Genomic DNA, 18759 nt, shown 5'->3' on the forward strand with positions numbered 1-18759 from the left:
GCGACGCGGCGGGGGCGGGGATCAGGCCGCACCCGCCGCCGCCCGCACGGCGTCAGGCGGCGGGCAGGATGGCGCGCCGCAGAGCGCGCGCGATATGTGCCGCCAGCCGGGGCTGGAGCGCGGGATCGCCCGCAAGATCGTTGCGGATTTCCAGCGCGACATTGGCCAGCCCACGCTTCCGGCCATGCTGTTCCATCGTGTAGGTCACGAATTCCCTGGCCGAGTAGGGCTGGTTCGCGCCGATCTCCAGCCCGGCCATGTCGCCCAAATCCTGCAATGCCTGCATCAGCGACGCGCCGAGCGCATCGCACTCGTTCCACAGGACGCCCATGTGCCAGGGACGGCGCACGCCCTGCATTTCCGGGGTGAAGCTGTGGATCGGGACGATGGTGGGTGTGACGCCGCTCGCCAGATGGCGCTCGATCATGGCGCCGATCCTGTCGTGCAGGGGCGTGAAGGCGAGTGCCCTGCGCCGCTGCCGCTCCTCGGGCGTCAGGCCCATATTGCCGGGGACGGCGATCCCGTCGCTGATCGCGGGAATCGAATCGTCCCGGTCCGGATCGCGGTTGCAGTCGATGAAGAGTCGCGAATAGCGAGCGAGCACCGCACTCGCCCCGAGATCGTCCGCCAGCCTGCGCGCAATGTCCGCAGCGCCGATGTCCCAGCCGATATGTCTGGCGAGATCGTCATCCTGAAGCCCGAGCTTGCCCCAGCCCGGCGGAACGTGGGGACTTGCATGTTCGCAGATCAGCAGAATCGGGCAGCCTGCGCCATGGTCGATCACTTCCACGGCGTCATGCGGGTCGACGGTCATCGGGCGGAACCGCAGTGCGCCGGTCGCCGGGCGGGCATAGCCAAAGCATATCGCTCCGGACCAAATTCGCATAATGTCCCGTCGCTGCCCACGCCCGACCCCTTTCAAAATTAATTTGCTAAATCAGAAAATATTTCATAATTATGATATAATTCTCCCGATTATCAAGGTGGATCATGAATTTTGAGGGCAAGGTCGCTGTCGTTTCCGGTGCTGGCGGGGGAATGGGGCTGGCGCTGGGCGAGGCCTTGCTGGAGGCGGGCGCCAGCGTCCTGCTGATCGACGTGAAGCCGATGCCGGAGCTATTCTCCCGCTTTGGCGAGCGCGCCCTCTATCGGCAGATCGACCTGACCGATGTCGATGCGGTCCGTCAGGCTTTCGACCTGGTTCAGGAGCGTTTCGGAAGGCTCGATTATCTGGCCAATGTCGCCGGTGTCCTGTGGTTCGGCCGCGACAAGGGCGCGACCGAGATTGATCTGGACGACTGGGACGCCGTCATGACGATCAACCTCAAATCCATGGTGCATATGGTGAAGTTCGCCGTTCCGCTGATGGCGAAGTCGGGCGGCGGCAGCATGGTCCATATTTCCACCGTGCAGTTCCTGCGCGGCGATCTGCGCCCGCAGGACGCCTATCAGGCCTCGAAGGCGGGTGTGTGTGCGCTGTCCCGGTCGCTGGCGATCCAGCACGCGCATCAGGGCATACGTTCCAACACCGTTCTGCCCGGCGTCACCTGGACGCCGATGCAGGCGCGGTGGGAAGGCGACAGCAGGACGCAGGAACTGGTGGCGCAGGCCGTGCCGCTGGGCCGGATGGGCAGCCCGGCGGACATCGCCAATGCGTGCATGTTCCTGTTTTCCGATCAGGCGTCCTACATCACCGGGGTGGACCTGCCGGTCGATGGCGGCCTGCTCGTCAAGCCCGTCGCCTGAGGCATGATATCGGACGCGGGAAATAGCCTTCGACAATCGTGCCAGCCACGATATGCATCCATTGCACATGGAGCGGCTGCGAAATGAATGACAATGAAGCGCCTGCCGATGCGGTGCTGGCGCGCGGCAATATCGGCTGGGTTCAGTTGCTCGCGCTCGGCGTGTCCTACGCCATAGCGGGGGACTATGCCGCCTGGAACTACGGTCTGGGCACATCCGGCTGGGGCGGGCTGATGATCGCGGTCGGCGTCATGGCGATATTCTATCTCTGCCTCATGTTCTGCATGGCCGAACTGGCGGCGGCGATCCCGAGCGCGGGCGGCGGCTATGCTTTCGTGCGCAGGGCGTTCGGGCGCGCACCGGGTTTCGCGGTCGGTTTCTGCATCGCCATCGAATATGTGATGCTGACCGCTGTGATCGGCATATTCCTGTCGAGCTATTTTCAGGGGCTGACCGGGATGGGCGGCGTCTGGGTCATGGTCGCGGCCTATGCGATTTTTCTGTCGATGCACCTGCTGGGTGTTGGCGAAGCGCTGAAGGTGATGCTGGCGCTGGCGGCCATCGGCTTTGCGGGCATCGTCGTTTTCACCCTCTTCACCCTGCCGCATTTTTCCTTCGCGTCGCTGGTCGCGGGTGGCGGGCCGGTCCCGCCGGGCGCTTTCCCGTTCGGCCTGTCCGGTGTCGTTGCGGGGCTGCCTTTCGGCATGGCGTTCTTCCTTGCGGTCGAAGGGCTGCCGCTCGCGTCGGAGGAAGTGCGCGATCCGGTGAGGGACATGCCGATCGCGATGATCCTTGCGTGGGCGACGCTGCTCCTCCTCGGAGTCGTCCTGCTCTTCGCGGCGCCGGGGGCCACCGGCACCGCTCCACTGCTGCGGACGGACAGCCCGCTGATCGTGGCGATGAACGCCGTCCGGGTGCCGCCTGTGGTGATGCTGCTGGTCAACGTCGCCGGGCTGGTCGCGATTTCCGCCAGCTTCTTCTCGACGATCTACGCCTATTCGCGCCAGCTTTTCGCGCTGTCGCGGGCGGGATATCTGCCGCGCTTCCTGTCGCATACCAACCGCCGCCATGCGCCGTGGGCCGCGCTGCTGTTTCCCGGTGTCGTCGCCTTTGCGCTCAGCGCATGGTGGAGCGCGGAGCCGGCGCTGCTCGTCGGGGTCTTCTGCGCCACGCTGTCCTATCTCTGCATGCTGGCCGCGTTCATCTATCTGCGCGTGACGCAGCCGGAGATGCCGCGGCCCTACCGCGCGTTCGGCGGCGCGGTGACGGTGGCTGTGGCGCTAGTCCTGGCGGCAGGCGCGTTCCTGTCGAGCTTCCTCGCGGCGCCGCTGTGGTCGCTGATCGCCGCTGGCCTCATCGGTCTGGGGCTGGTCTATTACGGTCTCTACGCGCGTCATCATCTCACCCACTCGGTCGACGACCGGCTGATGGGAGAGGGCGCGGACTGAACGACCGGTTTTCCCCACGCGCTGCCCCGCCGATACCGGTGCTTGTGTTGGCGGGTGGCACGGGTTAGCCTCGCAAGTCGAGGGGACTGCGGTCGGCGGCGTGGGGAGAGGAGATAGAGTGCGACAGGATGAGGTCAGGGACTTTCCCCGATCTCCCTTTCACGGAGGAATCTTGCCATGGAGATCATGCGGGACAGTCACTCGGAACGGGCCGTCGAGCAGGCGCTGCAATTCGGAAGCCAGATCGTCGGCGCGAGCAGCGCCTGCCTCGTCTGGCTGGAGGATAATTACGAGTTCTCCATTGCCGACGAATATAACATGCCGACCGATTTCCTGGCGCGCTATCCCAAGGAGCTGCGCGGGATCGACCCGCTGAACACGCTGGCGCTGACGATGCGCGGCGCGCGCACCGAAATGCTCTACCATGACGAAATCCGCGCGTCGGATTCATGGACCGAATATGTCAGCAGCATTAGCCAGTATAATTTCGGCGACGAGATGGACATGCTGCTGTGGAGCGCCGGTCGGCCCATTGCCGGACTCGCGATGTTCAGGCCGCCGCGCGCCTCTCCCTTCCAGAACGAACATCTCAACTGGGACGGCATTCACGCGCATCTTCAGCATACGATCCAGATGCACTGGCGGGTGCGCGATGAACGGGTGCGGCGGATTCTGAGTTCGCGCTGCGGATTGCAGCCCAGAGAAATCGAACTGGCCCAGATATTGGTGCAGGGCGCGAGCAACGCCGATATTGCCGACATCATGAACATATCGGTGTCGACGGTCAAAACCCATGTCGTCAACATATTGAACAAGATCGGCCTGCACAGCCGCGCCGAAATTGCGGCCTATATCAACTACCTCCAGTTCGAATAACGCAGACGGCCCTATCGCGGTTCGCAGACCGGCGTTTCGCGCAGTGCGCCGTCGCCGCCAGATCAATCTTAAGATGGATTGATGGCCGGTGGATTCGATCTAGCATCGCCAAAATGAGATCGCCTCACCGAACCGCATCCGTGCGGGAAGGGGCGTGCTGCGCCGATTGTTCTTCGGTGAAGGACAGGGCCGATGCTGTAATCTCTTCAATGAATATGGCGGCCAACGTGCCGGAGTTATTCAAGAATATAAGCAGGAAGCAGGCGGAATAGATTTAATATTTAAGGGGGTAGACAATGGAACATGGTTCAGCCGGAAGATCCCGGTCCAGATTATCGTCTTTGCGTTCCGTTTCCATGCTGGTGCTGATCGGCGCTGCCTGTTCCGGCGGCGCGGCTCTGGCCCAGACCGCCGCCTCGCCGTCTTCGGCCGATACGGCGCGGGATAGCGACGCGATCGTCGTGACCGCGCAGAAGCGCAGCCAGGCGGCGCAGGATGTCGGCATCTCGCTCAGCGCCTACAGCGGCGAGTCGCTTGCCCGGCAGGGCGTCATTTCGATGACCGACATTGCAAGGCTGTCGCCCAGCGTCGGAACGTCGGGCAGCTTCGCGGGTCAGAACATCACCTATTCGATCCGGGGCGTCGCCCAGCAGGATTTCCAGCCGCATTCGGAATCCCCCGTCGCCGTCTACATCGACGATGGCTATGTCGCGGCGAACAACGCGGCGGGCATCGGCATTCTGGACATTGAGCGGGTCGAGATACTGAAGGGGCCGCAGGGCACCCTGTTCGGACGCAACGCGACCGGCGGTCTGGTCAATATCGTCACCCGCAAGCCGACGAAGGATCTGTCGGCATTCGGGCAGATCACCTACGGTTCCTATAACGATATTCGGGTCGAAGCGGGCGTCGGCGGGCCGATTGCGGAAAATGTGCAGGCGCGCATCGCGGGCGCCTATCAGCATACCGATGGCTGGGTGAAGAATATCTCCCCCACCGGCGGCAGGCTGGGCGGCAAGGAATCGGTCGCGCTGCGCGGGCATCTGGCGATGCAGCCGAGCGAGGCGGTCGATCTGCTGCTGACGGGCTATTACAGCAATGTCGACCAGAGCTGGGCGCCCTATTTCATGATCTCGACGCGCAGCACGCTGGAGAATGGCATCCCCAATTCGGTGATCGTGCCGACCGCGAGCGGCCTTGGCGATCCGCCGTCCGACATCAAGGGGCGCACGGTCGATTCCAACCATGCCGTGTCGCGCGGCGCCTATAACCGCATCTACGGCGGCACGTTCAAGGCGACGGCGGACCTTGGCTTTGCCGATTTCATCTCCGTCAGCGATTACAAGGTCGTCAAATATAAGGCGCTGCTGGACGACGATGCCAGCCCGTCCGACCTGCTCGACACGATCATCACGGCGAAGGTGAAGAATTATTCCGAAGAAGCCCGGCTCGAAAAGAAGATCGGCAATCTGAACCTGACCGGCGGCGTCTATTATCTGCATATCGATTCGCAGACGGTCGATCTGGAGCGGCTGTTCGCCCCGCTCGGCAATCTTCAGGTGTCGTCGCCCTTCCGCCTGCTCACCAACAGCTATTCCGCGTTCGTGCAGGGCGAAGTGGAGGTTGCGCCCAAGGTCACGCTGATCGGCGGTTTCCGGGCGACGCGGGAGAAGAAGTCCTTCACCTACGACGCGTTCGCGCAGACGCTGGACGGTGCGCCGCTGGCTCTGGCGCGCAGCTATGAGGGCAAGTCCGCGCAGTGGCTCTATTCGTGGAAGGCGCAGGCGGAATATCGGCCCAATTCCGACATTCTGCTCTACGCCGGATATAATCGCGGCGTGAAGGCCGGGAGCTTCAATGCGCCCTTCGCCGGTGGCGGCACCCCCGCCGACCCCGAGGTTCCCTACAAGCCCGAAAAGCTCGACGCGTTCGAGATCGGGGCCAAGACCAGTTTCCTGAACGGTCTGGGAACGCTGAACGGATCGGTCTTCTATTATGATTACACCGATTATCAGTCGTTCAAGTTCGTCAATTTCTCCAGCGTCGTGGCCAATAATGCGGCGACGATCAAAGGGGCCGAGTTCGACCTGCATCTGCGGCCGGCTTCGGGTTTCGAACTGACCGCGGGCATGAGCTATATCGACGCCACGGTGAAGGGCGTGACCGTTTCCAACGCGCTGGGCGTGGCGGTGCTTTCACGAAAGCCGCCCTACACGAGCAAGTGGCAGGGCAATGTCGCGGCCAATTACGTCATTCCGGTCGGCGGCGGCGAACTCAGCCTCAACGCCAATGCGCAATATCGCAGCAGCTTCTTCTTCTCGCTGACCAATTTCGATGCGACGAAGGTGAAGTCCTACGCTCTGGTCGGTGCGCGGATCGGCTGGACCACGCCGGATGGCGCATGGGACTTCGCCATTCTGGGCAAGAACCTGTTCGACAAGCGATACAAGACGGTGGGCTTCGACCTGTCCGACTTTGGCGGCCTGAGCCAGGTCGGCATCGGCGAACCGCGCTGGATCGGCGGGTCCATCACCTACAAGCTGGGGAGATAGGGCCGCCTCCGAACAAAGGGGGGCCGGACGGCGCAAGACGGCGGACATGACAACCGCTCGATTGCGCCGTCCACAGGGTCGCATTTCATATCGGACAATTTGGCGCAGATGCTGCACGGGAAGAGTGGATAATGGGATACAAGATTTCCGTTGATACCGGCGGGACGTTTACGGATGTGATCGTATGCGACCCGGACGGTAAACAGCATATCGGCAAGGCGCTTACCACCTATGGGCGCGTGTTCGACGGGATGAGCGAGGCCATCGCTTCGGTGGGGCAGACGCTGGGCATGGAAATGTCCGACCTGCTGTCGAAGACCGAGCTTTTCATCTACGGGACGACCCGCGCCACCAACGCGATCGTGACCCGCAATGTCGCCAAGACCGCGTTCCTGACGACCCAGGGTTTCCCCGATACGCTGGTCCTCAAGGAAGGGGGCAAGCGCGACGGTTATGATTACACCAAACGCTATCCCGATCCCTATATCCCGCGGCGCTACACGTTCGAGATACCCGAACGGATCGACGCGCAGGGCAGCATCGTGCGCCCGCTGGACGAGGATGCGGTCATCGGGACGCTCAACCTTCTGCGCGAGCGGGAGTTCGGGGCGGTCGCGGTCTGTCTGCTCTGGTCGGTCGTCAATCCGGCGCATGAAGTGGCGCTGGGCCGCCTTATCAAGGAACATCTTCCCGGCGTGCCCTTCACGCTGTCGCACCGGCTTTCCCCGGTGGTGCGCGAATATCGCCGCGCGTCGGCGACCGCCATCGACGCGTCATTGAAGCCGCTGATGCAGCGCCATTTCCGCGATTTCGACGCGGATCTGCGGGCCGCAGGCTATACGAAGGAACTGCTGGTTTCGACCAGCATCGGCGGCGTGATGACGATTGATCAGGTCATCAACGCGCCGATCAACACCGCCAAGTCCGGCCCGTCGATGGCGCCGGTCGCGGGCATCGCCTATTCGCGCGCCGAGGGGCTGGGCGACAGCATGATCGTCTGCGACACGGGCGGCACGACCTTCGATGTCGGTCTCTCGCGCGACGGAGATCTGGTCTACAGCCGGGACACCTGGCTGGGTGGCGAGTGGGAAGGCGACATATTGGGCATCTCGTCCGTCGACATCCGCTCGATTGGCGCGGGCGGCGGGTCGATCGCGTGGATCGACGGCGGCGGGCTTCTGCGCGTCGGGCCGCAATCGGCTGGGTCGGAGCCGGGACCGGCATGCTATGGCCGGGGCGGCCAGTTGCCCACCGTGTCCGATGCGGCGTGCGTGCTGGGCTATTTCAACCCCGATAATTTCCTGGGCGGCCGTATGCAGCTCGACGTCGAAGCGGCCCGCGCCGCCATCGCGACGGTCGCGGGGCAGATGGGCGTGACGGCCGAAGAAGCGGCCTGGGGCATTCTGCTGCTGGCCAGCGACCATATGGTGAAGGCCATTCACGAGATCACCATATCGCAGGGCATCAATCCGCTGGAATGCACGATCGTGGCGGGCGGGGGCGCTGCGGGGATCAACATCCTCAAGATCGCCGCCGAACTGGGCGCGAGCAAGGTCGTGCTGCCGAGCGTGGCTTCGGCGCTTTCGGCGTCGGGCATGCAGTTCGCCGACATCGTCATCGAAGAGACGGCATCGGTCATCGCCTTTTCCGACCGGTTCGATTTCGTCGCGGTCAACGATGTGCTGAGCGATCTGGATGCGCGGCTGCGGACAGCGCACGCGCGGATCAACCGGGGCGGCAAGAGCGATGTGCGCATCGAGTTTGTCGCCGAAAGCCGATACCGGTCGCAGGTCTGGGAACTGGACACCGTGGTCCCCTCCCAGCGCTTCACCGGTCCCGACGATCTCGAACGCTTCGTCGAGGCGTTTCACCGGCAGCATGAGCGGGTGCTGGGCATCCGCGATGACGGCTCCGCAATCGAGATCATCAGCATTCGCGGGCGATTGACCGTCGTGCTCGACAAGCCGGCGTCATCGACGTCGCAGACCGGCCTGTCCCCGGTTGCGGTGGAAGCGGGAAGGCGGCAATGCTATTTCGGAGGGCAGGCGGTCGACACCCCGATCTTCGACGGGGTGACGCTGGCCGCCGGGATGACGATTCCCGGCCCGGCGATCATCGAGGAGCCGACGACGACCGTCGTCATCTTCCCGGACATGACGGCGCAGGTCAGCGCCGCCGGCAATTATATCCTGCACACCTGCTGAGCGAAGGATCGACCATGGATCAAGAAACCGCAAAGGGCGCCAATTCCATCCTGACCGCCGTGCTTGCCAATCGGGTCGACGGCATCGTGCGCGAGATGACCAACACCCTCCTGCGCGCGGGCCGGTCCGCCGTCATCAATGTGGCGCGCGACTTTTCCTGCGCGATCTGCACCGCCGACGATGAACTGTTCGCCTGCGTCCAGGGGCTACCGGTGCATGTGTTCGGCGTTCACAAACAGGCGCGCGCGATGCGTGAGGCGCATCCCGATCTGGCGGAAGGCGACGCCTTTCTCGACAATGATCCCTATGTCGGCAATTCCCACCCCGCCGACCACGCGATCCTCGTCCCCGTCTTCTTCGAAGGCGAGCATATGTTCACCGCCGTCGCGAAATCGCATCAGGCGGACAACGGCAATTCGATCCCGACCACCTATTATGCCTCGGCGACCGACGTGTATCAGGAAGGCGCGCTGATTTTCCCGGTGGTGCGCGTCCAGCGCGACTATCAGATGAACGAGGATGTCGTGCGCATGTGCCGCCGGCGCATCCGCGTGCCCGATCAGTGGTATGGCGACTTCCTTGCGACGCTGGGCGCGGCCCGCATCGCCGAGCGGCGGCTCAAGGATCTGTGCCAGAAATATGGCAAGGAGACGATCAAGCAGTTCACGCGCGACTGGCTGGATTATTCCGAGCTGTGCATGGCCGAGGCGATCGAGAAGATGCCAGCGTCGAAGATCACGGTTTCGGGCGCGCACGACCCGTTCGAGCCTTTCCTGCCCGATGGCGTGCCGTTGAACGTCACGTTCGAGATCGACCCTGACAAGGGGCGCATCGAAGTCGATCTGACGGACAATCTGCCCAATCTCGATTGCGGGCTGAACCTGACCGAAGCGACCGCGACGGCGAGCGTGCTGGCCGGGCTGTTCAACTCGCTGGAGTGCGGCATTCCGCAGAATCACGGCAGTTTCCGGCGGGTCGGGGTGAAGCTGGGCGACGGGTGCGTGGTGGGGAAGCCCGCTTTCCCGCATAGCTGTTCGGTGGCGACGACCAACCTCACCGACCGGCTCATCATGATGATCGGGCGCGGCTTTGCCGAGCTGGGCGATGGTCATGGCATGGCCGAGGGCGGCGTGGGCATGGGCATCAGCGGCGCGGTCCTTTCGGGCAAAGACCCGCGCGCCGACGACGATCCGTTCGTGAACCAGATCATCATCTTCACCAATGGCGGTCCGGCGAGCGCGAGTTGCGACGGGTGGCTGACCTATGGGCTGCCCTGCGCGGGCGGCCTGATCTACCGCGACTCGGTGGAGATTGACGAGCTGAAGATGCCGATCCTCTATGAGGAAATGCGCTTGCAGCCGGGGTCGGGCGGAGCGGGACGGTTCCGGGGCGGCGCGGCGATCGACGTGACCTACACGCCCATCGGCGATTCGATCACGGTCGCCTATCTGCAAGACGGGCAGTTCAACGCACCGGCGGGCGCGGCGGGCGGCCATAGCGGCGCTGTTGGCCGGAGCTGGAAGATCGCGGCGGACGGCACCGTGGAGCAACTGCCCAACAGCGGCGTGGTCGAGGTGGTCGCGGGCGAGAAGATCCGGGGCGTCGATTCTGCTGGCGGCGGTTATGGCGACCCTGCCACCCGCGATGTCGATGCGGTGCTGCACGATGTCCGCGAAGGATGGGAAACCCGCCAGCGGGCCGAGACGATCTACAAGGTCTTCTTCACCGGCAGCGTGGAGGCGGACGATCTGGCGGTGGATGTCGCGGCGACCCGCGCGGCGCGGGAAACGGCGCGGGAAAGCACGTTCGTCTGACCGCCATGCCTGTCCGGGTTGGCAAGAGACGGTCGCCATGAGCCGGTTCCGCCATTCATTGTCGGGACTGTTTCTGGCGGCCGCAGCGCTTTCTTCGCCCGCCGATGCGGCCGGCCGCTGTACGAACGCATCCGGGCCGCGTTGTTTCGCGCAACTGAAGAGCGGCATCCGCATGGCCTATGTCGAAATCGGGCCAGCGCGCGGCAGGCCTGTGATTTTCCTTCACGGACTGGCGGATTCGGCCCGGTCATGGTGGCCGACCATGCAGGCGCTGCACAGGATGGCGCCGTCGCTGCATCTGATCGCGGTCGATCAGCGGGGTCATGGCCAGTCCTCGATGCCTGCCGGGGCATCCTGTCCGGCCGATCCCAAATCCTGTTTCCGGATGCCGTATTTCGCGCAGGATCTCTCCGATTTCATGACGGTCAGGGGCATCCGCAGGGCCACAATTGCGGGTCATTCCATGGGGTCGGTCATTGCGCAGGATTTTGCGCTGGACCATCCGGGCCGGACCGAGCGCCTGATCCTTGTCGCCACGACGGACCGGGCGGTGGGGAACCCATTCCTGCGCGATCAGGTGCTGAACGAACCGGTGAAGGGCGCGTGGACGAAGGCGCTGCGGGCGAAGGGTCGTGGTTCGCCCGCCGCTTTATGGTCCGCGACGGCCGCCGATGCGCAGCCGGGCGCGGTCGGATGGATGAAGCGCAACTGGGTTTTCGATCCGGTCGCCGACGCGCGGTTTCTGGACGCCGTCGCACGGGACACGGCGCGGATGCGGATCGGTGCGCTGGCCGGTGCGACAGAGGCGCTGCTCGCCGCCGATAACCGCGCGCGGCTGCGCAGGCTCGATACGCCGACGCTGGTCCTTTGGGGCAGGGCCGACGAGATTTTCCGGCAGACGCCCGACCAGAGCGGGATCATCGCCGCGCTGAGGCAGTCAAGGGGCGCGGGCAGGGTGCCGATGTTCTGGAAAGCCTATGGCGAACCCGGCCAGCGCCATCGGCCCGAAATCGGGCATTCGGTGCAATGGGAAGCGCCCGCCGCCGTGGCGCGCGATATATGGAGCTTCATGCGAACGGGGCGTCCGACGACAGATCATGCCTATGCCGACATGGCGTCGGGCAGGCCGGTGATCCGCACGCGGCCGGGCAAGGCCGCCATCATCGAGATCAGGTGAAATTGGGGGAGGTGACGGGCGGTCGCGATGGCGACCGCCCGGACATCTTCACTCGCCGAACTTATAGGAGAGTTTGGCGCCATAGGTGCGGGGTTGCCCCAGCCACGCCTGCGCCATCGTCAGTCCGACATCGAGGATATAGGCACCATATTTCTTGTTCGTCAGATTTTCGACGAACAGCGAAAGAGACAGCCGCTTGTCGGGCGCGGTATAGAAAAGCCGTGCGTTGAGAAGGCCATAGCCCTTCTGCGTATCGACGGGGTTGTTGAACACGTCATAATATTGCGACGTGACATAGCGCCCGTCCAACTGGGGCGAAATCTGCGCTTCGCCTACAGGGATGTCGTAGCGGAGCAGGCCGGTGAGCTGCGCGTCCGGCGTCAGCGGGAGGCGACGGTCCTTCACCGCTCCGTTGGGCAGGGTGATGTCCTTCGCCGTCGCCTTGAAGATGAAAGCGCCGCCCAGTTGCGCCGTCAGGCCGGGAGCAGGAGCGAGGATCAGTTCCACTTCGCTGCCCGCGACCCGCGCATCGGTGTTGAAGATGAGCGCGGAGGCGTTGAAGAACTGGAAGGCCTGAAAATCCTTGTAATCGTAGATATAGGCCGACGCGTTGAAGCGGCGCAGGATGCCGGAGCCGGAAACCTTGATGCCGCTTTCATAGCTGGTCAGTTGCTCGGGCTTGAAGCTGAACCGGGGCAGCAGGGCGTCGCTCGCGAAGAAGGGCGGGTTGTAGCCGCCGCCCTTCTGCCCGCGCGTGGCGGAGGCGAAGACGAGCAGCTTGGGCGAGGGCTTCCAGTCGAGGCCGAGCTTCCAGCTTATGAACTTGTCCGACCGGCGATTGCGGTAGGTTTCCGACAGCAGGGATGTGGACCCGGCGATGTCCGCCGATGTCAGCTCATCGGGAAGGTCGGGGCGGGTGACGAGATAGGAATCGAGATGCTGCTTCTTGGTATCCTGTGTCCAGCGCGCGCCCGCCGTCAGTTTCAGCGTGTCGGTGAGCGGCACATCGGCCTGCCCGAACACCGAGTAGGACCGGGTCTTGGTCGTCCAGGGGATCAGGCTGGCGCTGTCGTCCGGGCCGAGGCCGAGCGGCGTGCCATAGGCTTTGTAGACGATGAACTGCGTCTGGAAATCGCCGTCCACGTTGAGGAAATAGGCGCCCAGCAGCGCCTTTACCGCGTCGGAATCATATTGCAGGCGCAGTTCCTGGCTGAACTGTCCGATGGTCGAATTCACGCCGTAGCGCAGGCCGCGAACCGGGCCGAAATCGGTGTCTTCGCGATAGATATGCTTGAAATTGGTGTAATCGGTGATGCTGAACAGCTTGAACGCGCCCAGGTCGATGTCGATGTGGTTGGATACGCCCCAGAGTTTGATCGTCATGGGGTTGGTCTGGTCGAACTCGCCGGTCCAGTAATTGCCGTTGCTGTTCTTGTATCCGGCGATGTCGTTGCCGGGGCCGGTGCCATAATAGTCGACATTGTCGGGCACGGCATTGGCAAGGCCCGTCGCCGGATCAATGTAAGAGGTGATGTGGCGGCCGCGCGCGCCGGAACCCTTGGATTCCGCGCCGCGCACCACGGTGCGGATGCTGACCGTGTCGGATGGCTGCCATGCGAGCTGGAAGCGCCCGGCAAAGCTGTTCTTGCCGTTGCCGCCGACGCCGTTGGGCAGAGTGTTCTTGAAATAGCGGTCGCGCTGCTCGGTCGCCAGGGAGAGGCGGGCCTGCAGTCCCTTGGCGATCGGGCCGCCGACCGCGCCTTCCGCCGTGAATTCGTTGAAGCGGCCATAGCCGACATCGACATAGCCATCGAAGTGGTCGGTGGGCTTGCGGGTGACGAACTGGACGAGGCCGCCCGTCGCGTTGCGCCCGAACAGCGTGCCCTGCGGACCGCGCAGCACTTCCACCCGGTCAAGGTCGAAAGCGAGGAAGCTGGTGCCGGTCAGCGCGCTCGAATAAACCTCGTCGATATAGATGGCGACCGGGCCTTCCTGATGGTCGTTGAAGTCGCTCTGCCCGACGCCGCGCAGGGTGAGCGCCATGGCGTTGCTTTCGCCGCCCGCCGACTGAAGCTGAAGACCGGGGGTGTAGAGGGTGAGATCGGTGCTGTTCTTGACGCCGAGAGCCGACAACTGGTCGCCGGACAGCGCGCTGATGCTGATGCCCACAGATTGCTGACTTTCGCCGCGCTTGGTGGCCGTGACGATGATGTCGCTGCCGACGATGGGGTCGGGCCGGCGGTCCTGCGCGAGGGCAGGCGTGAATGCGCAGACATGCAGGCCCAACGCCAGATACCGGAATTTCAGTCGCTTCTTGACCACTTTAGCCCCCATTTCAAATGTTGCGGTTTCCCCGAATATCGTTTCCGGAATATAATTACATTTCGGGAAAATAATCGCAATATGGGAAAATTATCCTTATCGCTGTTTGTCGCAAACGGGATTTGGAGGCTGCTTTCAACGCGCGCAGGCCATCGCTCCCCGGCCAGAAGGCCGGGGCAAATCGGGAGAATTATCGAGCGGACGCGGGCGCCCGCCGCCAGTGGCTCACCACTGGAGCGGAAGCGGCTCCACCAGAGCGCGGCGCTGGGTGCGCGGGTCAAGTTCCACATGGCTCTGACGGTCGAAGATCATCGTCGCCCGGCGCGCCAGATCATATTGCGGCCATGGAAGCGCGGGCGTCGACGGGTCTCCCCGGTGCGCGAAGGCGGCCCATGCCTGCATCATCTGCGCGGACAGGCGGAACCGGTCGCCGCTGGGATCGGCCTGCGCCCGCTGCGCGTCGCTGTCCGTCCCGTCCCACGCGACGCCATAGGTCAGATGCCCGAACACGAACGGGATTTCGAGCGCGTGCAGCGACCAGGAGCCGCCGAAGGCCGGGGTTTCCCAGCCAAATTCATACATGAAGAGCGGCGCTCCACCCTGCTCCGCCTTGGCTTTCGCCTGATGGATGGCCGATTGCCACAACCAGCCGTCGGTCGCCATGGCGACGAGGATCTGCGTCCGCGATGCGCCGGGCATGGCCTGCCGGTAGCCTGCGAGGAAGGGCGTCCACTGGTCCGGGGTCAGTTTCGGGACGAATAACGCGGTCTCATAACGCTGATGCATTTGGGCGTCGTCGGCCGGTTCCGGGTGCATCCGCGACACGAAACCGGCCCCTTCGTGGCGGTTGGTGCCGATCATCAGCGGAATGCCCAGCCCCTCGGGCGGAGCGCCGCTGCTCCAGGTCTGGTGCGGCATGAAGACGCCGTCGATGACCGGCTGGAACTCCAGAATGCCAAAGCGCTTCGTCGCCGCGTCAGCACCCTTGAGAAGCGCTTCGGAGGTCAGGCTTTCAAGGCCCGCGGGATGGGCGGGGTCGAACCCCGCCGCCTCCAGCGCGTAGCGGGAAACCTCGGTCGCTTCGGCCCGTTCCATGACCCTGCTCTGCGATCCGCTCTGGACGATGGCCTTGTGGAACAGCCCCTTGGCCGATGGCGTGGCGAGGAGTGCGTTGACCTTTGCGCCACCGCCGGACTCGCCGAAAATGGTGACATTGCGGGGATCGCCGCCGAACGCCGCGATGTTTTCGGACACCCAGCGGAGCGCGGCGACCAGATCCTGCTGCCCGGCGCTGGCGTCCTGCGTGAACCGGGGGTCGATGTCGCCGAGCCAGAGATAGCCGAAGATGTTGAGCCGGTGATTGACCGTCACGACGACGACATCGCCCGCTTCGGAAAGATGCTGCCCGTCATACATGGCAAGACCGCCCGATCCGGACGTGTAGGCGCCGCCATGGAACCAGACCATGACCGGGCGCGGTCCCGGAGCCTTGTCTTTGGGCGCCCAGACATTGAGATAGAGGCAATCCTCCGACGCGGGAAGCGGATCGACCCAGGTCGGCGGGGCCGGGTTTTTCTGAACGGAGGGCGCGCCGAACTGGAGCGCGTCCCGGACGCCCTTCCAGGGACGGACGGGCCGGGGCGCCCTGAAACGGAGCGGTCCCACCGGCGGCTGGGCATAGGGGACGCCCCGGAAGATCAGCGATGCCCCTTCGGTCGTGCCGCGCAGCCGTCCGGCGCGCGTCGTCACGACCGGAGCGTCGCCCGTCGCGGCGAACAGGGCCGTGCTGCCCGACAGGCCTGCGCCGAGGCCGAGACCCGCGAACCCGGCATATTTCAGCAGGCCGCGCCGTTGCATGGGAGACTTGAACATGGGTCTTACTTTCTTGGGTTGCGGCCGGTCTTCGGCGGGCGAAGGCGTCGACGCCTGCTTCCCGATACCTTGCGGATCGGATAGCCGACCCTGTATCGGCTCGGGCAGGCGCTGTGCGATCGTGCCGTCAGCGGGCTTGAGATGAAATCAGGACTGGCGGATGGCGTAATCCATCGCTTCGCGGGCGGTCAAGGCATGTGGGCCTTGCCGCGCGGGGGCTGGGGCTTCATGGGGCAGATATGGCGGCGCGCAAATGTCTGGCGGTGTTCTGCAACAGCCCCGGCGCAGGCGCGGTGTCAGTGAGCGACGGGCGACGGTGCAGAATGCCGGGCCGGTGTGGCGCGGCTGGGATTGGGGAGTCCTTGTCTTGAACGCAAGTCTTGGCGATACGACGCGGCCACCATCGCTGGCGCTTGCCGCACGGCAGCGCAGCCATGTGCTTCTGGTGCTGGCCGATGCGTTGCCCGGCAACACCGCGCAGTTCGAGCGCTGGCTCGATCAGTCGGTGAGACAGGCGGTGTCGAGCCGCGCGGAATTGCTGTGCGCCAGATCCTATGTCGAGGACGATGTCGACATCACGCGCGGCCGCTTTACCCGGCTCCCGTTCCGTTATCTGACGATCTTCGAGTTGTCGGTCGACGGTGCGGATCAGTGTGGCGACGCCATCGACATGATCGCACGCGATTATATTGAGTCGGGGCTGGCGACCGCACCGGCGACATGGCTTTATCACCCCGCCAGCTCCAAGGTGGGGGTGCTGGATGGCGAGGCGTCCGGCATGACCGTCGCCTACGCCAACGCCTGTCCCGGCGAGGAAGCCGAGTTTCGGGAATGGTATGCGACCCGGCATATCCGGCATGCGCTCCACATCCCCGCGCTGGTGAGCGGCGAATTTCTGGAACGCAGCCTGTTCCAGAACCCCGGAGCCATGGAAAACGGGTTCGCGGGCATTGCGCTTTACGAACAGTCGGGATCGGCGCAGTCCATCGTCGATGCGTTTCTGTCGCTGCCCCCCGAAACGTTCAGCTTTCCCTCCATGGACAAGAGCCGCTTTTCGGAGGCGTCCTACCGGTGCCTAGGTCTGGCGGACGAGCCTGTATCTTAGGGGGCATGTGAAATGACATGGGATTATATCGTCGTGGGCGCCGGCTCCGCAGGCTGCGTGATCGCAGCGCGGCTTTCGGAAAACCCCGCGCACAAGGTGCTGCTGCTGAACGCCGGCTATGGCGGGCTGGACCGGACCCCCTTCGTGACCGCGCCTGCGGCAGCCTATTACACATCGCACAATCCGGTGTTCGACTGGAATCACCGCACCGAGCAGGACGCATCCAGCGCCAGCCGCGCGCCGATCATCCATAACGGAAAGATCACCGGCGGCGGCGGGGCGATCAACGGCATGATGTTCATCCGCGGCAGCGCGGGCGACTTCGATGAATGGGCGGAGCTGGGCAACGAGGGATGGTCCTATCGCGACGTGCTGCCTTTCTTCCGCAAGATGGAGCATACGCCCATGGGATCGGATGAATTTCACGGGCGGGACGGACCGGTCGGCGTCGACTATCCCGATCCGTTGCTGGACGTGACGCACCGGTTCATCGAGGCCGCGACCGAAGCGGGCATTCCCTATAATTCGGACATCAACGGCGCGACCAATGAAGGCGTCACGCGCACGCCGAGTTCGATCTTCAACGGCGTGCGGCAGAGCACGGCGCAGACCTACCTCCATCCCGCCCTGAAAAGGCGCAATCTGAAGATCCTGTCGGGCGCTTCGGTCCATCGGGTTCTGTTCGACGGGAAAGACGCGATCGGCGTCGAATACCGGAAATCGGGGAAGATCCGGAAGGCGCTGGCCGCGAAGGAGACGATCCTGTGCGCCGGTGGGGTCAAGTCGCCCCAGATCCTGATGCTGTCGGGCGTCGGCCCGGAACAGACGCTGCGCGACGTGGGCATTCCGGTGGTCCATCCGCTGGAGGGCGTCGGGCAGAATTATATGGACCATGCTTCGGTGCGGCTGATGTATTCGGTCACGCTGCCGACATGGTCGAAGGAAATGGTGCCGCACCGGCAGGCCATGCACGGGCTGAACTGGCTGTTCCGCCGCAAGGGGCTGGCGCGGTCGGGCGTGTCGCAGGCGGTGGCCTTCGTCAGGACGGACAAGACGCTGCCCTATCCGGACGTGCAGATCAGCCTGTTGCCGCTTGCCGTCCCCGTCGCTGCGGGGCGAGGCAAGAATATGATGATGCTGTGGGCGAACGAGTGCAAGCCGACCGGAAGGGGAACGCTCACGCTGTCGTCCGCCGACCCGGAAGCGCCGCCGAAGATCACGCCTTCGCTGCTGTCGGGCAACCAGAGCATCGACACGATCATCAAGGGCATCCGCATCGCACGCGGCATCATGGAGGCGGGCGCGATCCGGCCCTATGTGCTGGACGAGGCGCTGCCCGGCCGCGAGGTTCAGACCGATGCGGAAATGGAACGCTGGATTCGCGAGACGGCGCTGAGCATGTGCCACCAGTCCGGCACCTGCAAGATGGGGCAGGACGAGGCGGCTGTGGTCGATGCGCGTCTGCGGGTGCGGGGGGTGGGACGCCTGCGGATCGCCGACGCGTCGATCATGCCGACCATCCCGAGCGGCAACATCAATGCGCCGACCATCATGATCGGCGAAAAGGCGGCGGCGATGATCCTGGAGGACGCCGCCGGTTAAGCGAGCGGCGCGGCGCGGCGTTGCCGCTACGCCGCATCGCT

The 18759-nt window shown here is 64.2% G+C and carries 12 protein-coding genes; 9 read left to right on the plus strand and 3 right to left on the minus strand.

Annotated elements, in window-relative coordinates; translation table 11 throughout:
- Nucleotides 1-52: 52 nt before the first annotated feature.
- A complete protein-coding gene (locus SAMIE_RS01560) occupies nucleotides 53-886 on the minus strand; it encodes an N-formylglutamate amidohydrolase (RefSeq protein WP_066700831.1) in 834 nt (277 codons plus the stop codon).
- 104 nt (nucleotides 887-990) lie between these two features.
- On the opposite strand from SAMIE_RS01560, the gene SAMIE_RS01565 reads away from it, so the two are divergent.
- The 7 genes from SAMIE_RS01565 to SAMIE_RS01595 all read left to right on the plus strand — a co-directional run bounded on the left by SAMIE_RS01565 (nucleotide 991) and on the right by SAMIE_RS01595 (nucleotide 11817).
- On the plus strand, nucleotides 991-1746 hold the full coding sequence (locus tag SAMIE_RS01565) for an SDR family NAD(P)-dependent oxidoreductase (protein WP_066700830.1): 756 nt from the start codon (nucleotides 991-993) through the stop codon (nucleotides 1744-1746).
- Between the two features lie 83 nt (nucleotides 1747-1829).
- Nucleotides 1830-3194: an amino acid permease gene (locus tag SAMIE_RS01570; protein ID WP_066700829.1), complete on the plus strand. Its 1365-nt coding sequence runs from the start codon at nucleotides 1830-1832 to the stop codon at nucleotides 3192-3194.
- A 177-nt stretch (nucleotides 3195-3371) separates the two neighbouring features.
- Nucleotides 3372-4070, plus strand: a complete 699-nt coding sequence (locus SAMIE_RS01575; RefSeq protein ID WP_066700828.1) for a helix-turn-helix transcriptional regulator — start codon at nucleotides 3372-3374, stop codon at nucleotides 4068-4070.
- Nucleotides 4071-4426: 356 nt separating this feature from the next.
- Nucleotides 4427-6622 carry a TonB-dependent receptor gene (locus SAMIE_RS23950; protein WP_066700827.1) on the plus strand — a complete coding sequence of 732 codons (2196 nt, stop codon included), beginning with the start codon at nucleotides 4427-4429 and terminating at the stop codon, nucleotides 6620-6622.
- A 131-nt stretch (nucleotides 6623-6753) separates the two neighbouring features.
- Nucleotides 6754-8826: a hydantoinase/oxoprolinase family protein gene (locus SAMIE_RS01585; protein WP_066700826.1), complete on the plus strand. Its 2073-nt coding sequence runs from the start codon at nucleotides 6754-6756 to the stop codon at nucleotides 8824-8826.
- A 14-nt stretch (nucleotides 8827-8840) separates the two neighbouring features.
- A complete protein-coding gene (locus SAMIE_RS01590) occupies nucleotides 8841-10640 on the plus strand; it encodes a hydantoinase B/oxoprolinase family protein (RefSeq protein WP_066700825.1) in 1800 nt (599 codons plus the stop codon).
- A 172-nt stretch (nucleotides 10641-10812) separates the two neighbouring features.
- The gene (locus tag SAMIE_RS01595) at nucleotides 10813-11817 is read left to right on the plus strand and encodes an alpha/beta fold hydrolase (protein ID WP_162849019.1); all 1005 of its coding nucleotides are present in this window, start codon (nucleotides 10813-10815) and stop codon (nucleotides 11815-11817) included.
- Between the two features lie 48 nt (nucleotides 11818-11865).
- Here SAMIE_RS01595 and SAMIE_RS01600 read toward each other — a convergent pair whose 3' ends face one another.
- A complete protein-coding gene (locus tag SAMIE_RS01600) occupies nucleotides 11866-14139 on the minus strand; it encodes a TonB-dependent receptor (RefSeq protein ID WP_066700823.1) in 2274 nt (757 codons plus the stop codon).
- Between the two features lie 225 nt (nucleotides 14140-14364).
- Complete coding sequence (locus tag SAMIE_RS01605; RefSeq protein ID WP_066700822.1) at nucleotides 14365-16011, minus strand: carboxylesterase/lipase family protein; 1647 nt, start codon at nucleotides 16009-16011, stop codon at nucleotides 14365-14367.
- A gap of 367 nt (nucleotides 16012-16378) precedes the next feature.
- Between SAMIE_RS01605 and SAMIE_RS01610 the strand changes: the two genes are divergently transcribed.
- Together SAMIE_RS01610 and SAMIE_RS01615 are read left to right on the plus strand one after the other, a co-directional pair.
- Nucleotides 16379-17116: a hypothetical protein gene (locus SAMIE_RS01610; protein ID WP_126516703.1), complete on the plus strand. Its 738-nt coding sequence runs from the start codon at nucleotides 16379-16381 to the stop codon at nucleotides 17114-17116.
- A gap of 12 nt (nucleotides 17117-17128) precedes the next feature.
- Nucleotides 17129-18718, plus strand: coding sequence for a GMC family oxidoreductase (locus tag SAMIE_RS01615; protein WP_066700820.1), 1590 nt, complete (start codon nucleotides 17129-17131; stop codon nucleotides 18716-18718).
- The last annotated feature ends 41 nt before the right edge of the window (nucleotides 18719-18759 follow it).

It is taken from the genome of Sphingobium amiense (assembly GCF_003967075.1).
Lineage (GTDB): Bacteria > Pseudomonadota > Alphaproteobacteria > Sphingomonadales > Sphingomonadaceae > Sphingobium > Sphingobium amiense.

Bases quoted from the DNA above. Each gene is read 5' to 3' on its own strand.
- SAMIE_RS01575 (WP_066700828.1), top strand. From the start codon at position 3,372: ATGGAGATCATGCGGGACAGTCACTCGGAACGGGCCGTCGAGCAGGCG.
- SAMIE_RS01585 (WP_066700826.1), top strand. From the start codon at position 6,754: ATGGGATACAAGATTTCCGTTGATACCGGCGGGACGTTTACGGATGTG.
- SAMIE_RS01615 (WP_066700820.1), top strand. From the start codon at position 17,129: ATGACATGGGATTATATCGTCGTGGGCGCCGGCTCCGCAGGCTGCGTG.
- SAMIE_RS01565 (WP_066700830.1), top strand. From the start codon at position 991: ATGAATTTTGAGGGCAAGGTCGCTGTCGTTTCCGGTGCTGGCGGGGGA.
- SAMIE_RS01605 (WP_066700822.1), bottom strand. From the start codon at position 16,011: ATGTTCAAGTCTCCCATGCAACGGCGCGGCCTGCTGAAATATGCCGGG.
- SAMIE_RS01590 (WP_066700825.1), top strand. From the start codon at position 8,841: ATGGATCAAGAAACCGCAAAGGGCGCCAATTCCATCCTGACCGCCGTG.
- SAMIE_RS01570 (WP_066700829.1), top strand. From the start codon at position 1,830: ATGAATGACAATGAAGCGCCTGCCGATGCGGTGCTGGCGCGCGGCAAT.
- SAMIE_RS01560 (WP_066700831.1), bottom strand. From the start codon at position 886: ATGCGAATTTGGTCCGGAGCGATATGCTTTGGCTATGCCCGCCCGGCG.
- SAMIE_RS23950 (WP_066700827.1), top strand. From the start codon at position 4,427: ATGCTGGTGCTGATCGGCGCTGCCTGTTCCGGCGGCGCGGCTCTGGCC.
- SAMIE_RS01595 (WP_162849019.1), top strand. From the start codon at position 10,813: ATGGCCTATGTCGAAATCGGGCCAGCGCGCGGCAGGCCTGTGATTTTC.